The sequence below is a fragment of the Sphaerisporangium sp. NPDC005289 genome (assembly GCF_040607455.1).
Taxonomy (GTDB): domain Bacteria; phylum Actinomycetota; class Actinomycetes; order Streptosporangiales; family Streptosporangiaceae; genus Sphaerisporangium; species Sphaerisporangium rhizosphaerae.
Genome location: NZ_JBEXGS010000020.1, coordinates 38547 through 52292 on the forward strand (window position 1 = coordinate 38547; position 13746 = coordinate 52292).

Below are 13746 nucleotides of genomic sequence, written 5' to 3' on the forward strand. Positions count from 1 at the left end.
GCCCCTGTGCGGGCCGTCCGGCGGCCTGAGAGGCTCGGAATCCCCCGGCGGGTGGAGGGACGCCGCGGCGTGCGCGCCCCCCGAACCGGCCACCACTGTCGTGCAGGGAATGATGGTCGAATGCGCGTGATATCCGAATCTCGGCTCGCCTCGGTGCTGTCCGGCCTGCCGGGCACTCCCCGGGTGGTGGCCGGCGGCAACTTCTCCACGCCGTGGCGCGCCCTGTCGGTGCTCGACGCGGCGGTCCCCGAGTACCGGCTGTTCATGTTGAACGCCCAGGCCGGCGTCCCCGGCCGCGAGGGGGTGACCCTGGAGTCGCCGTTCGTCGGGCCGGGCATGCGCGGGCGGGACAACCTGCGGTACTTCCCCGCGCGGCTGTCCCGGGTGCCCGACCTGCTCGCCCAGGCGCTGCCGCCGGACGTCGTGCTGCTGCACACCACCCCGCCGGTGGACGGCACGCTGTCGCTCGGCACCGAGGTCAACATCCTGCCGGCGGCGATCGAGCAGGTGAGGGCGCGCGGCGGGGTGGTCGTCGCCCAGATGAACCCGCGCATGCCCTACACCTACGGCGACGCGGTGCTGTCGCTGGAGGAGGTGGATTACGCGATCGAGGTGGACGAGCCGCTCGCCTCCCCCGCGCCGCGCCCGCCGAGCGAGGTATCGCGGGTCATCGGCGACCGGGTGGCCGCCCTCATCCCCGGCGGCGCCACGCTGCAGCTCGGCATCGGGCAGGTCCCGGACGCCGTGCTCGCGGCGCTGCTGTCGCGCCGCGGCCTCACGGTGTGGTCGGAGATGTTCAGCGACGGGGTGCTCGCCCTGGAGAAGGCCGGCGCGCTGGAGGCGGGCGTCCCGGTCACCGCGTCGTTCGTGTTCGGCGGCGCCGAGCTGTACGACTGGATCGACCGCAACGACCGGGTGCGCCTGCTGCGCACCGAGAAGACCAACGACCCCGCGCTGATCTCCCGTCAGCACGCGCTGACCTCGGTGAACGGCGCGTTGCAGGTCGATCTGTACGCCCAGGCGAACGCGGCGCGGGTGCGCGGGCTCATCTACTCGGGCTTCGGGGGGCAGACCGACTTCATCGTGGGCGCGCTGCACTCCCCCGGCGGGCGGGCGATCATCGCGCTGCCGTCCTGGCACCCCAAGGCGGACGTCTCGACGGTGGTGCCGCGGCTGGCCGGGCCGGTCACCTCCTTCCAGCACAGCTTCATCGTCAGCGAGCAGGGCGCCGCGGCCATCTGGGGCCACGACGCCGCGGGCCAGGCACAGCAACTGCTGGACAACGTGGCCCACCCCGGCGCGCGCGACGAGCTGCGCGAGGCCGGCCGCCGGCTCGGCTTCCCGCTGCGCTGACCCCCGCGAGAGCCGGGCCCGGCGGCGGGGACCGCCGGGCGTGGCCGAGCGGGGCCGAGCGGGGCTAGCCTGGGCCTACTTCACCGCACCCGCGGTGAGTCCCTGAACCAGGTATCTCTGCAGGAGCAGGAAGCCGGCCACGACCGGCACGCTGACCACCAGGGACGCCGCCATGACCTGGTTCCAGTACACGTTGTTCTCGGTGGCGTAGCCGCGCAGGCCGACGGCCAGGGTGCGGGTCGACTCGTCGGTCATCACCGAGGCGAACAGCACCTCGCCCCACGCGGTCATGAACGCGTAGATGGCCACCGCGACGATGCCGGGGATCGCCGCCGGGATGACCACCCGGAACAGCGCGCCGAGCGGGCCGTTGCCGTCCACCTTGGCCGCCTCGTCCAGCGCGGTGGGGATGGAGTCGAAGTAGCCGACCAGCATCCAGATCGAGAACGGCAGCGAGAAGGTCAGGTAGGTGACGATCAGCCCGGTGCGGGTGCCGTACAGCTCCAGGCCGGTCGCGTGCCCGAGGTTCACGAAGATCATGAACAGCGGCAGCAGGAACAGGATGCCGGGAAACATCTGGGTCGACAGCACGGTGACGGTGAAGATCCGGCGCCCGGCGAAGCGGTAGCGGCTGACGGCGTACGCGGCGAAGATCGCCACCGTCACCGACGCCACCGCCGAGATGGACGCCACGACCAGGCTGTTGACGAAGTACCGGCCCAGCGGCACCGTCTGCCAGATGTCGTAGAAGGGCCGCAGGGTGAGGGTCGAGGGGATCCAGTCGAACCCGCTCTGCACGTCGCGCAACGGCTTGAGCGAGGAGCTCGCCATCACGTAGAGCGGCAGCAGGGTGAACAGGGCGAGCAGGCCGAGGACGGTCCAGCGCACCCAGGGCAGCCATCGGGGCTCACGCATCGCTCTTCCTCCGGGAGGTCGTCACCAGGTAGACCGCGGTCACCAGCAGCAGGAACAGCAGCAGCAGGACCGACATCGCCGAGCCGGAGCCGAAGTTCCAGGTGATGAACGAGCTCTGGTAGATGTGCACCGAGATCAGGTCCGCCTGCGGCGGGGCCGCCTTCCCGAACAGCACGTACGGGGTGTTGAAGTCGTTGAAGGTCCACAGGAACAGCACCAGCAGCAGCACCTGGTTCACCGGACGCAGCATGGGCATGGTGATCGAGCGCAGTTGCCGCCACCATCCGGCGCCGTCGATGGCCGAGGCCTCGTACAGGTCGTTGTCGATGTTCTGCAGCCCCGCCATGAGGATCAGGAAGGCGAACGGCCAGGTGCGCCAGACGCACACCACGACCACGGCGGCGAAGCTGTTGCCGCCGATCAGCCAGAACGGGCGGTCGCCGAACAGGTGGAGCTGGTCGACCAGGACGTGGTTGACCAGGCCGGTGTCCCGCTGGAACATGAAGCTCCAGGTGATCACGCCGGCGTAGACGGGCAGCGCGTACGGCACCAGGAACAGGGTTCGCAGCAGGCCCCGCCCGCGGAAGGCGCCCTGCATCAGCACGGCCCCCGCCGTGCCGAACAGCCACGACAGCCCGACCGCCAGCACCGTGAACACCACCGTGACCAGGAACGAGTGCAGCAGCGCGGCGCCCACCGCGGAGTCGACGTCGACGGCGACCTTGTAGTTCGCCAGGCCCGTGAACGGGGCGGCCGACCAGTTCCTGATGAAGAACTGCGTCAGCCGCAGGAAGCTCATCCAGGCGCCGACCAGCATGGGGATGACGTGGATCAGCAGTTCGAGCAGGATCGCCGGGAGGATCAGCAGGTACGGCAGGCCGGCGCGGCGCAGCCGTGCGAGGAGCCCGGCGGCGGCCCGCCGCCCGGCTCCCGGCGGACGCGGCCCGCCGTGCGCCGTCGCGGCCGTCCGCCGCTCGTCATGGTGAGGCGTGGTGCGCGCGACCATCTGTTCCTTCTCGGTTCGGCAGGGCCGGTCGTTCTCGGCGTCGCATGGTGGTTCGTCGTCCGCTGTCGCCGCGCCGCCCGGCCGGCCGGCGGCCGGGAGGCCGGCGGCCGGGAGGCCGGCGGCCGGGAGGCCGGCGGCCGGGAGGCCGGCGGCCGGGAGGCCGGCGGCCGGGAGGCGAGGGTGACGGGCGGAGCCGGGCGGGCGGCGATCGGCGTCCGATCGGCGTGCCCGTCCCGGCTCCGGCATGGCCGCAGGTGTCTCGGGGGCGCCTCGGTCAGCTGCCCGGCTGGACCTGCTGGTTGGCCTGGGTCAGCTTGGCCTTGACGGAGTCGTCGGTGATCGGCTTGCCGCCGGCGGCGTCCGCCCAGAGCTGGTTCATGGCCGTGCCGACCAGGGTCTCGAACTGGCTCTCCTCGGGCACCTGGGGCAGCGGCGCGGCGGTGGTGGCCAGGATCTGCTGGAAGGTCTTGATGGTGTCGGTCTGGAACGCCGGGTCGTCGTAGCCGTCGGTGACCGTGGGCAGCGAGCCGTAGGTCTTGTTGAGCAGCTTCTGCTCCTCCGGGCTGGTCATGAACTTGACGAACTTCAGCGCGCTGTCCTTGTCCTTGGTGAAGTTGAACACCGACAGGTTGATGCCCGCGACCATGCCGTTGACCTGCTTGCCGCCCGCGCTCGGGTCCGGCAGCGGGATCGGGGCCAGGCCGATGTCGTCCTCGGACATGTCGCTCGCCTTGATGTTGGAGGCGATCGACTGCCACATCAGCATGCCGGCCTTGCCGTTGAGGAAGTCCTGCACGGCCTCGGTGCCGTTGCCGTACTCGGCGTTGCTCGGGTTGACGATCTTGTGCACGGCCATCAGGTCGAGGTACTGCTTGATGCCCGCGACGTTCTGGGGCGAGTCGAACTGCGGCTTGCCGTCGGGGCCGAACAGCTCGCCGCCGTGCTGCTGGGTGAACACGAAGGCGTGGTGGGAGTTCTCGCTGACGCTGGCGCCCTCTACGGCGAGGCCCCACTTGCCGCCCTTGGTGAGCTTCTTGCCGTCGGCGATCAGCTCGTCCCACGTCGCCGGCGGCTTGTCGATGCCGGCGTCCTTGAACATCTTCTTGTTGTAGAAGAGCCCGTAGGTCATGCCGTAGATCGGCACGCCCACCGGCGGCTTGCCGGGGGCGCCGGTCGCGGCGAGGCTGGGGCCGAGGAAGCGCTGCTTGCCGCCGAGACCCGACAGCAGCGTGTCGTCGAAGGGCAGGAAGGCGCCGGTGGCCTGCAGCGAGGCCGACCAGGTGTTGCCGATGTTGACCACGTCCGGGCCCTTGCCGGAGGTGGTGGCCGCCAGGATGCGGTTGAGCAGGTCCGCCCAGGGGACCACCTCGACGTTGACCTTGATGCCGGTCTGCTGCTGGAACTTGTCCAGTTCGGGCTGCAGGATCGACTTGTCGGCCTCCAGGCTGGGGCCCTGGTTGGAGGCCCAGTAGGTCAGCGTCTTGCCGGCGCCCGATCCGGAGCCGGCGGTCGCGCCGCCCGCGCTTCCGCCGTCGCCGTCGCCACCGCCGCACGCCGCGGCCGCCGCGAGCACGACGCCCGCGATCGCCAGGTAACCGAACTTCTGTATACGCACTGCAATCCCCTCAGATCTTCGCGACCACGGCCGGGGCCGCTGGTGTCGCCGTACGCGGGAGCGGCTTCGCCGGGAGCACGGGAAACCGCGGGAGGCCCTCGAACCGCAGGTGGAGCGCGAGCATGGAGGCGTCGAGCCGGTCCGGGAGGGACCCGGCGGGGGTGCGGGGTGGATGCACGGCCCTCTCCTTGTCGCAGGGGGTGTCCGCCGCCCGTCCTGGCGGCGGGGGCTGGAGAGCGCTCTCCTGACCGAGACTGTCTGGATTGGGAGAAGTTGTCAACACTCCAATGTTGACGATTTGGAAACACGCCCGGAACCGCCCTGGTCATCGAGCATTCGGGACGAAACCGGCACGTGACCGAGTCGCGGGGAAACCGCTCTCCATGATCGGCGTACCGGCGTGACCTCCGCCCCGCGCCCCCGCCGGCGGTCCTCCGCCTTCGGGAACCGGCGCCGGGGGCCGATCGTTTCCCGTGCGGTCAGGTCATACAGGCACGGCCAGAGAGGAAACCGTGGTCTTCAAACGGATGCTGGGAGCGCTGGGAGTCGGGGGTCCCTCGGTCGACACGGTGCTGTCCACCACGCGGGTGCGGCCGGGCGGCACGCTGACCGGTGAGGTGCGGGTCAAGGGCGGCGACTTCCCCTCCGACATCGAGTACGTCTCCCTGTCGCTGGTCGCCCGCGTGGAGGTCGAGTCGGGGGACTCCGAGCACACCGGCACGGCCGAGTTCTTCGGCGCGCGGGTCTGCGGCCCCTTCCACCTGCGCGAGGGGGAACTGCGCACCATTCCCTTCCAGATGCCCCTGCCCTGGGAGACGCCCGTCACCGAGGTCAACGGCACGCGCCCGCACGGCGCGTTCGTCGGCGTGCGCACCGAGCTGTCGGTCGCCAAGGCCGTCGACAAGGGCGACCTCGACCCGATCTCGGTCGTCCCGCTGCCCTCACAGGAGGAGGTCCTGCGCGCCTTCGCCCGGCTCGGCTTCCACCTCAAGAGCGCCGACCTGGAGGCCGGGCGGCTGCACGGCGTCCACCAGCGGCTGCCGTTCTTCCAGGAGATCGAGTTCCACCCGCCCGCGGCCTGGGCCGGCCGCGTCAACGAGCTCGAGCTGACCTTCGTCGCCGACCCGGCGGGGCTGGTGGTGGTGCTGGAGGCCGACAAGCGCGCCCGCCTGTTCCAGCCCGGCCACGACGCCATCGGCCGCTTCCAGGCCACCCACGAGCAGGCGGCGCGCATCGACTGGGCCGCCGAGATCGGTCGCTGGCTGGACGGCGTGGCGAACGGCCACCACACGGCCGGACACAGCGGGTACAGCGGACATGGCGGACATGGCACGTACGGCGGCCAGTACTGGCACCAGGGCGACCCCCACGGCCACGGCGGGCACTACGGGCACCACCGCGACCACCACGACGGGCCGGGCTGGGGCGCGGTGGCGGCGGCCGGCGCCGCCGGCGTCATCGGCGGCATCGTGGCGGCCGAGGCGATCGACGAGATCGGCGACTTCTTCGACGGTGACGGCGGCGACGGCGGCGACGGCGGCGACTGGTGACCCCCAGGCGGGACGGCCGGCGATCCCCCCGGCCGGGGCGGCCGGTGACCGCCCCGAGGCGAGCCCGGCCGATCGCCCCGCGGACGGCCGATGACCGCCCCCGGGGCGGGGGCACGGGGCGCGGCGGTCAGCGGAGCGTCTCGGCGGCGCTCCGCTCGTCGAACTGGGTGCGGTACAGCTCCTCGTAGCGCCCGCCGGCGGCGAGCAGCTCGTCGTGGGCGCCGCGCTCGACCACCCTGCCGTCCTCGATGACCAGGATCAGGTCGGCGGCCCTGATGGTGGACAGCCGGTGGGCGATGACCACGGCCGTCCGGCCGGCCAGCGCTTCTCCCAGCGCCTCCTGCACCGCCGCCTCTGAGGTGGAGTCCAGATGGGCGGTGGCCTCGTCCAGGATCACCACCCGGGGGCGGGCCAGGAGCAGGCGGGCGATGGTCAGCCGCTGGCGCTCACCGCCGGAGAGCCGGTAGCCGCGCTCCCCCACGATGGTGTCCAGCCCGTCGGGCAGCCCGGCGACCAGCTCCTCCAGGCGGGCGCGGCGCAGGACCTCCCACAGCTCCTCCTCGGTGGCCTCGGGCCGGGCGAGCAGCAGGTTGGCGCGCACGGACTCGTGGAACAGGTGCCCGTCCTGGGTGACCATGCCGAGCGTCTCGCGCAGCGACTCGGCCGTCAGGTCGCGCACGTCCACCCCCGCAAGCCGCACGGCGCCCGCGTCGACGTCGTACAGCCGCGTGAGGAGCTGGGCGATCGTGGACTTGCCCGCCCCCGAGGAGCCGACCAGCGCGACCATGCGGCCCGGCTCGGCGCGGAAGGACACCTCGTGCAGCACCTCGACGCCGCCCCGGGTGTCCAGGGTCGCGACCTCCTCCAGGGAGGCGAGCGACACCTTGTCGGCGGAGGGGTAGGCGAAGCTCACGCCGTCCACCTCCACCGACACCGGCCCGTCCGGGACGGCGCGCGCGCCCGGCCGCTCGACGATCAGCGGCTTGAGGTCGAGCACCTCGAAGACCCGCTCGAAGCTGACCAGGGCGCTCATCACCTCGACGCGGGCGCCGGCCAGGGCGGTGAGCGGCGCGTACAGGCGGGTGAGCAGCAGGGCGAGGGCGACGACGTTGCCCGGTTCGAGCTGGCCGCGCAGCGAGTAGAAGCCGCCCAGGCCGTAGACCACGGCGAGCGCGAGCGCGGAGACCAGGGTCAGCGCGGTGACGAACACCGACTGCACCATGGCCGTGCGCACGCCGATGTCGCGCACCCGGCGGGCCCGCTGGGCGAACTCGGCGGACTCGGCGGCGGGCCGGCCGAACAGCTTGATCAGCGTCGCGCCGGGCGCCGAGAAGCGCTCGGTCATCTGGGTGCTCATCCGCGAGTTGTGGTCGGCGGCCTCGCGCTCCAGGCGGGCCAGCCGCGAGCCCATGCGCCGCGCGGGGACGACGAAGACGGGCAGCAGCACCAGCGCGAGCAGGGTGATCTGCCAGGACAGGCCGATCATGACGACCAGGGTCAGCAGGAGCGTCACCAGGTTGCCGACCACGCCCGACAGGGTGTTGCTGAAGGCACGCTGGGCGCCGATGACGTCGTTGTTCAGCCGGCTGACCAGCGCGCCGGTGCGGGTGCGGGTGAAGAAGGCGACCGGCATGCGCTGCACGTGGTCGAACACGGCGGTGCGCAGGTCGAGGATGAGGCCCTCGCCGATGCTCGCCGACAGCCAGCGGGTGAGCAGGCCGAGCCCGGCGTCCAGCAGCGCGATGACGGCGATGAGCCCGGCCATCGTCACGACGCTCTCGAAGGCCGCCCGGTGCACGATCGCGTCGACGACCCGCCCGGCCAGCACGGGCGAGGCGACCGCGAGCACCGCCGACGCCACGCTGAGCAGCAGGAAGAATCCCAGCATGCGGCGGCGTGGCCGGGCGAAGGAGGCGATGCGCCGTAATGTGGCCCTGGAGAAGGGCCGCCGGTCTTTGGCGTGCATCGCGCTGTAGAGCGAATGCCACGCCGTCATTTCCATGCTCACAAGGAACCCCCGTGTGTCGCCGCGCCGCGCCGGGCCGCGTCGCGAAAGAGATCACCGGACGTCGCCGTCCGCGATCCTCCGGCCGGTGACCCATCGGTGAGCCTAAAACCTGAACATATGTTCACGTCAAGCGGTTTGCGCTGCTCCCGGACGGCCGGGACCGTTGTTTTCCGGGCGTACCGGCCGGGCATGGTCGCATCGTGCGGGATGAGACCGGCGAACCGGGCGTGGCGCGCTCCGAGGAGGGCCGCCCGCGCGAGCGCGGCGGCCCGCCCGCGGCGGCCGAGGAGGTCACGGTGACGGCCTGCGAGAACGGCCCGCTGCTGGTGCGCGGCCCGTTCACCCTGCTCACCCAGGACGGGCGCCTCATCGACCCCGGACGGGCCACCGTGGCGCTGTGCCGCTGCGGCCGCTCGTCGGTCAAGCCGTTCTGTGACGGGTCGCACAAGGCCGCGCGCTTCCGCACCGGGACCGAGCCGCAGCGGCCCGGCTGACCCGGCGCAGCCGGCGCGCCGAGTGGGCCGCCAGGTGGATGCGCCTGCCCCAGTACGGGATCCCCCTGCCGGTGACGCGGGCGGCGAGGGCGAGCCAGCTGCACACGCCCCGTTCGAGCACCCAGCCGGGGGCCAGCAGCGCGCTGGTGAACGGGTAGACGCGCCGCCCGCCGCCGCGGCGCCGGCCGGTCTCGGCCAGCAGCACCACGACGAAGGCGCCCGCCAGGGCCGCCCGGTGGCGGCCGAGCAGCAGCGCGGCTCCGAGTGCCGGCAGGACGGCGAGGAACAGGGCCATGCGGGCGGGCTGTGCCAGGTCGTCGTAGGCCTGCCAGACCCGCTGCGCGCGAAACCGCCCCGGACCGGGCGGCAGGCGCCGGACGAACAGGTCGCGCGGGCGCAGCTCACGGCCGCCGTGCGCGCGGACCGTGCGGATCAGCTCCAGGTTCTCGAACAGCACGTCGCCGTCGTAGCCGCCCATCCGCAGGAACGTCGATCGGCGCACGCCGAAGGTGCCGGGGTAGTCGGCACCGAAGGCGCGGTTGAGCAGCGTGCGGGCGGTGTCCCATCGGGCGCGCCAGGGCAGCGGCCGGTAGTAGTTGTGCGGGCGCACCAGGTCGGCCTCGCCGAGCAGGTCGCGCACCCTGGCCAGGGAGAGGGCGTCGTAGCGCACGTCGTCGTCGGCGATGACGACGCGCTCGGAGCGCGCCCGCCGCATCCCCGTGGTGACCCCGTCGACCTTGCCGTTGAGGAAGTCCAGGCCGGGGTCGGGCCGCACGTGCACCGCGGCCACGCCCCGCCACGCCCGCGCGTGCCGCTCGAACAGCTCCGGCGGCGAGCCGTCCACCACGACCACCCGCGCGTGCTGCGAGACGCGGCGCAGGTAGGCGGTCAGCTCGCCGAGCCCGTCGTCGCGGGACCAGCGCAGCGGCAGCACGTAGTCCAAGCCCCTCACAAAGGCTCACCGCCGCGCAGCGAGCTCTCCCCCGCCTCCCAGCGGCCGAGCAGGTGGCGGGCGAACAGCCGCTCGAGCGTCAGGCAGCAGGCGGCACCGAACAGCACCTCCCCCGCCAGAGACGGGTGGGCGGCGGCGAACGCGCCGCACATGTCGTGCGCGGCGAGCTGCTCGTGGACGGCGTCGGCCTGCACGTGCTCGTCGTAGAAGCGGGCCGTGGCGGCGTCGGCGCCCAGGCGCCGCAGCCCGCGGGCGTATTTGGCGTTGGGCTGGGACGAGGTCATCTCCAGGGCCGCCAGGTGGCCGAGCAGCGCGCCCCGGTGCCGCCGGTGCAGCCCGAACAGCGACATCGTGGCCAGGGCCGCCAGGGTGATCGCGGGGACGCGGTCGACGTAGTGCCCGTAGTCGTCGCACAGGCCGAGGCCGCGCATGGTGGCCCGGTACAGCTCGGCGTGCATGCGCTCGCGGCGCCCGCCGCCGTACTCGTCGGCCTGGATCTCCACCAGCGCGGCCTTGGCCCGCCCGCGCAGGCGTGGGATGGCCCAGGTGTGCGGGTCGGCCTCCTTGAGCTGGTAGACCGAGCGGTGGACGACGAACTCGCGGAACCGCTCGGGCCCGGCGTCGTGCGCGAGGTGGTCGGCGAGCAGGGAGTCCCCGTCGCCGCCGGCGGCCAGTTCGGCCAGCGCCGCCGGGACGCGCTGGGCGCGCACCGGGGCGGGGCGGCGCACGGCCCGTGCCAGGCCCTCCTCCAGCCGCCGCTCCAGCCGCGCGCGCAGCCGCAGCAGCGACGGGTGCCACTCCCACCGCTCGTCGACGCCGTCGAAGCCCTGGTAGTGCAGCTCGTAGCAGGCGTACAGGGCGATCTGGAGGTCCTCGTCGTGCAGGGCGGGCTCGCCGGAGTCGACGGCGACCTCCTCCAGCTCGCGGGGGGCGCCGGCCAGCCGCCCGAACAGGAACGCGCTGAGCGGCCCGCGGGCCTCGGGCAGCCGGGGCGGGGCGGGCGCCGGTCCCGCGTCCTCGGCGAGGCCGGCGACCGCCGGGGGTCGCGGGGCGCCGGTCTGGTCAGGGTGGGTGCGCTTGGCGGGTTTCAAGGGCTGCATGGCCGCGTGGGCTCCTCACGTGCGTCGTGCCGGCCGCCGCCGCTGACGGCGGGCCGCTGCTCGGCACGTGCCCGGTGTCCGCGCAGGTCAATCGGGCGAGGATCCGGTGGACGGCGTGTCGTGCGGCGTGTCGTGCGGCGTGTCGTGCGGCGTGTCGTGCGGCGTGTCGCCGGCGCCACGCGGGACGGTCTCAGGCTTTGCCCGAACCCATGCTGCGGATTTGCCTCCGCTCGGGTGACCTGTCCGAGATGTCATGGTTAGGTGAGTCTTGTACCGCGCCGTACTGGCGTATCCCGGGAAACCCATCGCGACGCTCCGCAGGCCGAGGGCACCGTCCCTCAGGGTCACAGAAGAATCTGGTTACGGAGTGATTCTCATGCTCAGACGACTCATCGCCACCGGTGTCCTGCTCACGGCAGCCCTCCTCGCGGCAGCGGCTCCCGGCCTCACCCGGGGCGGCGACTACGACGACGACGATGACGACTGGGACGACGACGACGACGATTACTACTAGGGGCCGCCGGAGTCCCCGGTCCGCGGATCCCTTCCGAGGACCGCGAGCGGGACCGCCGCGACGGGCGGACCCGTGACCGGCAAAGCGCCGCCCCGCGAGAGACATCTCGCGGGGCGGCGTTTCACGTGTCGCCTCGGCGGTGGCCGGAGCGGGAAGGGGTCAGCAGCGCCTGCCGGCGTTGATGCAGTCGACCGCCCGCTTCATCAGCGCCTCCGACATCACGTTGATGAAGTCGCCGTGGTCGGTGATGGGCTTGTGCAGCTGCTCGGGGAAGCTGTCCACGGCGAAGCCCGGGCCCGGCGGCACGTTGTAGGTGATGCGCTGCTCCAGGGCCGGGATGGCCTGGAAGCCGTTCGCGCACGAACCGTCGGCCGCGGCGAAGGCCACGTGGGTGCGGTGGTTGGCGCTGTCGATGTTCTTGCCGTCCCAGCAGCTCTGGAACTTGAAGGTCCGCACCACCTGGCTGCCGCGCGGGCAGATCGGGTACTTGTCCTTCAGCTGCCGGTTCTCGAACCCGGTGCACGACCAGCTCGCGTTGGCGTTGGTCGGGCCGTTGGTGAACGACTTGGCGTCACCGGTGATGATGCGCAGGAACAGCGGCATCGCGACGACCTTGCTGGTCGGGTTGCCGCGGAAGGTGATGGAGACCGACGCCGGGCGGACGATGCGGCCCACGTTGCCGTCCAGGCCGCCGCCGGCCTTGTCGGCGTCGTTGCCCCGCTGGTTCTGCAGGCGCACCACCGGCCAGTAGTGGGTGGACTTGTCACCGTTGGAGCAGGTCGTGCCCGCGGCCTGCAGGCTGTCGTTGGTCGAGAAGCCGCTGGTGTCGAGGTTGCCCACATAGTCGTGCACGTGGTGGGCGCCGTTGGTGACCCCGGGGGCGACGATGACGTTGTCGGAGTTGAAGTGGCCGTTCTCGTTGCGCCCGCAGCGGGAGGAGAAGGTGCCCCGCGAGGCGTTCGCCCCGTCGGCGGGCCGGTTCACGTTGGGCTGCACGCGACGGATGTCGACGAAGTCGTCGGGCGAGGGGCCGGTCGCGCCGCCGGTCGGCGAGGCGCTGGCCGAGGGGGAGGCCGACGGGCTCGCCGAGGGGTCGCCGCCGCCGGGCGGGGGGGACGCCGAGGGGTCGCCGGTCGGGGAGGCCGACGGTTCGGGGGAAGGCGTCTGCCCGCCGCCGCCCGCGCCGTTCTGAACGGTGCAGGTGGCCAGCCCCGACAGGCCGGTGGCCTGCGCGCCGGCGCGCCGCAGCGCGGTGGCGATGCGGTTGATGACGATCGAGCGGCCGATCCTCAGCGGGTTCAGCACCGCGTTGCGCACCACACCGGCGTTGCCGGCGCGGGAGCCGAGGCGCGCCAGGATCTGGTTGGCCTGGCCGATCTGCCGGTCGAGCAGGGTGAGGTTGCGCTGGACCTCCCGCTGGGCGGCCGAGGGGACCTCGGGGAGCTTGTCGGCCACCGACGGGCAGTTGACCGTGCGCCTGGCCGAGTTCCCGGAGCGGGCGCCGGCCGAAGCGCTCGGGTCGGCGGAGGCGGACGCGGAGGGGTCGGCGGCGTCCTGGCCCTGTCCGGCGCCCTGGTCGGACGGCTGGTCCGACGCCCCTCCGGAGGCGGAGGGCTCGGGGGTCGCGGCGGCCTGACCGGCGCTCGCGGAACCGGTGCGCACGGCGCAGCCGGCCAGGTTCTCAAGGCCCTCGGGACGCTCGGCGACCCGGCCGATGGCCCCGGCGATGCGTTCCACGGTGGCAAGGCGCTTGGACTTCAACGGGTTCAGGATGGCGTTCCGCACGAAATCACTGCCGCCCTGCCCTTGGGTGGCGACCAGCCGCTTGTTCGCCTCGGCGATCTGCGAGTCGAGCAGCGCGAGGTTGCGCCGCACCTCGTCGGCCGCCGACGCCGGAACGTCGGAAAGCTCGTCCGCGACCGACGGGCAGTTCACCGTCGGGGCGGCGGTGGTGCCGGCGAGGCGTGAGGCGGCGCTGACGGCGGAGGCCGAAAGCGGCGCGTCCCGGCCCGGCACCTGCCCAGCCGGGGACAGGCTCGCCAGAACGAGGCCGACCCCCGCCCCACCTAGGGCAAGCAAACTCAGGACGGGCCTGAACCGCCGTCTGTGCTGAATTCCCATTACTAGAACTCCTCCCGGAGTACGTGCTCATGGCGGCATTGGTTGGTGCCCCATCGGCACGAGGTACGGGCGGAGGCGCGGGAGAGTTCGACGTACGGCGAAGAAACTTTCCGAATTT

The 13746-nt window shown here is 72.6% G+C and carries 12 protein-coding genes; 4 read left to right on the forward strand and 8 right to left on the reverse strand.

Annotation, left to right across the window (positions count from 1 at the left end; all coding sequences use genetic code 11):
• Positions 1-120: 120 nt before the first annotated feature.
• Entirely contained in the window at positions 121-1353 is a 1233-nt protein-coding gene (locus tag ABZT47_RS29150; RefSeq protein ID WP_354848895.1) for an acetyl-CoA hydrolase/transferase C-terminal domain-containing protein, read from the forward strand.
• A 75-nt stretch (positions 1354-1428) separates the two neighbouring features.
• On the opposite strand, the gene ABZT47_RS29155 is transcribed toward ABZT47_RS29150, so the two are convergent.
• The 4 genes from ABZT47_RS29155 to ABZT47_RS29170 form a co-directional block, all read right to left on the reverse strand.
• On the reverse strand, positions 1429-2268 hold the full coding sequence (locus ABZT47_RS29155; RefSeq protein ID WP_354848898.1) for a carbohydrate ABC transporter permease: 840 nt from the start codon (positions 2266-2268) through the stop codon (positions 1429-1431).
• Positions 2261-3274: a sugar ABC transporter permease gene (locus tag ABZT47_RS29160; RefSeq protein ID WP_354848901.1), complete on the reverse strand. Its 1014-nt coding sequence runs from the start codon at positions 3272-3274 to the stop codon at positions 2261-2263. Before ABZT47_RS29160 ends, ABZT47_RS29155 begins: the two co-directional genes overlap by 8 nt.
• A 274-nt stretch (positions 3275-3548) precedes the next feature.
• Complete coding sequence (locus tag ABZT47_RS29165) at positions 3549-4889, reverse strand: sugar ABC transporter substrate-binding protein (protein WP_354848903.1); 1341 nt, start codon at positions 4887-4889, stop codon at positions 3549-3551.
• 10 nt (positions 4890-4899) lie between these two features.
• Complete coding sequence (locus ABZT47_RS29170; RefSeq protein ID WP_354848906.1) at positions 4900-5067, reverse strand: hypothetical protein; 168 nt, start codon at positions 5065-5067, stop codon at positions 4900-4902.
• Positions 5068-5401: 334 nt separating this feature from the next.
• Here ABZT47_RS29170 and ABZT47_RS29175 point away from each other — a divergent pair, with 334 nt between their 5' ends.
• Positions 5402-6439: a sporulation protein gene (locus ABZT47_RS29175; RefSeq protein WP_354848909.1), complete on the forward strand. Its 1038-nt coding sequence runs from the start codon at positions 5402-5404 to the stop codon at positions 6437-6439.
• Positions 6440-6566: 127 nt separating this feature from the next.
• On the opposite strand, the gene ABZT47_RS29180 is transcribed toward ABZT47_RS29175, so the two are convergent.
• Positions 6567-8435, reverse strand: a complete 1869-nt coding sequence (locus ABZT47_RS29180; RefSeq protein ID WP_354849200.1) for an ABC transporter ATP-binding protein — start codon at positions 8433-8435, stop codon at positions 6567-6569.
• 212 nt (positions 8436-8647) lie between these two features.
• Between ABZT47_RS29180 and ABZT47_RS29185 the strand changes: the two genes are divergently transcribed.
• A complete protein-coding gene (locus ABZT47_RS29185) occupies positions 8648-8941 on the forward strand; it encodes a CDGSH iron-sulfur domain-containing protein (RefSeq protein WP_354848912.1) in 294 nt (97 codons plus the stop codon).
• On the opposite strand, the gene ABZT47_RS29190 is transcribed toward ABZT47_RS29185, so the two are convergent.
• Together ABZT47_RS29190 and ABZT47_RS29195 are read right to left on the reverse strand one after the other, a co-directional pair.
• On the reverse strand, positions 8868-9893 hold the full coding sequence (locus ABZT47_RS29190) for a glycosyltransferase family 2 protein (RefSeq protein ID WP_354848914.1): 1026 nt from the start codon (positions 9891-9893) through the stop codon (positions 8868-8870). The two genes, ABZT47_RS29185 and ABZT47_RS29190, sit on opposite strands and share 74 nt — an antisense overlap.
• The gene (locus ABZT47_RS29195) at positions 9890-10993 is read right to left on the reverse strand and encodes an iron-containing redox enzyme family protein (protein WP_354848917.1); all 1104 of its coding nucleotides are present in this window, start codon (positions 10991-10993) and stop codon (positions 9890-9892) included. The genes ABZT47_RS29190 and ABZT47_RS29195 overlap by 4 nt, the downstream gene beginning before the upstream one ends.
• Positions 10994-11369: 376 nt before the next feature.
• On the opposite strand from ABZT47_RS29195, the gene ABZT47_RS29200 reads away from it, so the two are divergent.
• A complete protein-coding gene (locus tag ABZT47_RS29200) occupies positions 11370-11507 on the forward strand; it encodes a hypothetical protein (RefSeq protein WP_354848920.1) in 138 nt (45 codons plus the stop codon).
• Positions 11508-11666: 159 nt separating this feature from the next.
• On the opposite strand, the gene ABZT47_RS29205 is transcribed toward ABZT47_RS29200, so the two are convergent.
• The gene (locus tag ABZT47_RS29205) at positions 11667-13628 is read right to left on the reverse strand and encodes a DUF1996 domain-containing protein (RefSeq protein ID WP_354848923.1); all 1962 of its coding nucleotides are present in this window, start codon (positions 13626-13628) and stop codon (positions 11667-11669) included.
• Positions 13629-13746 lie beyond the last annotated feature (118 nt).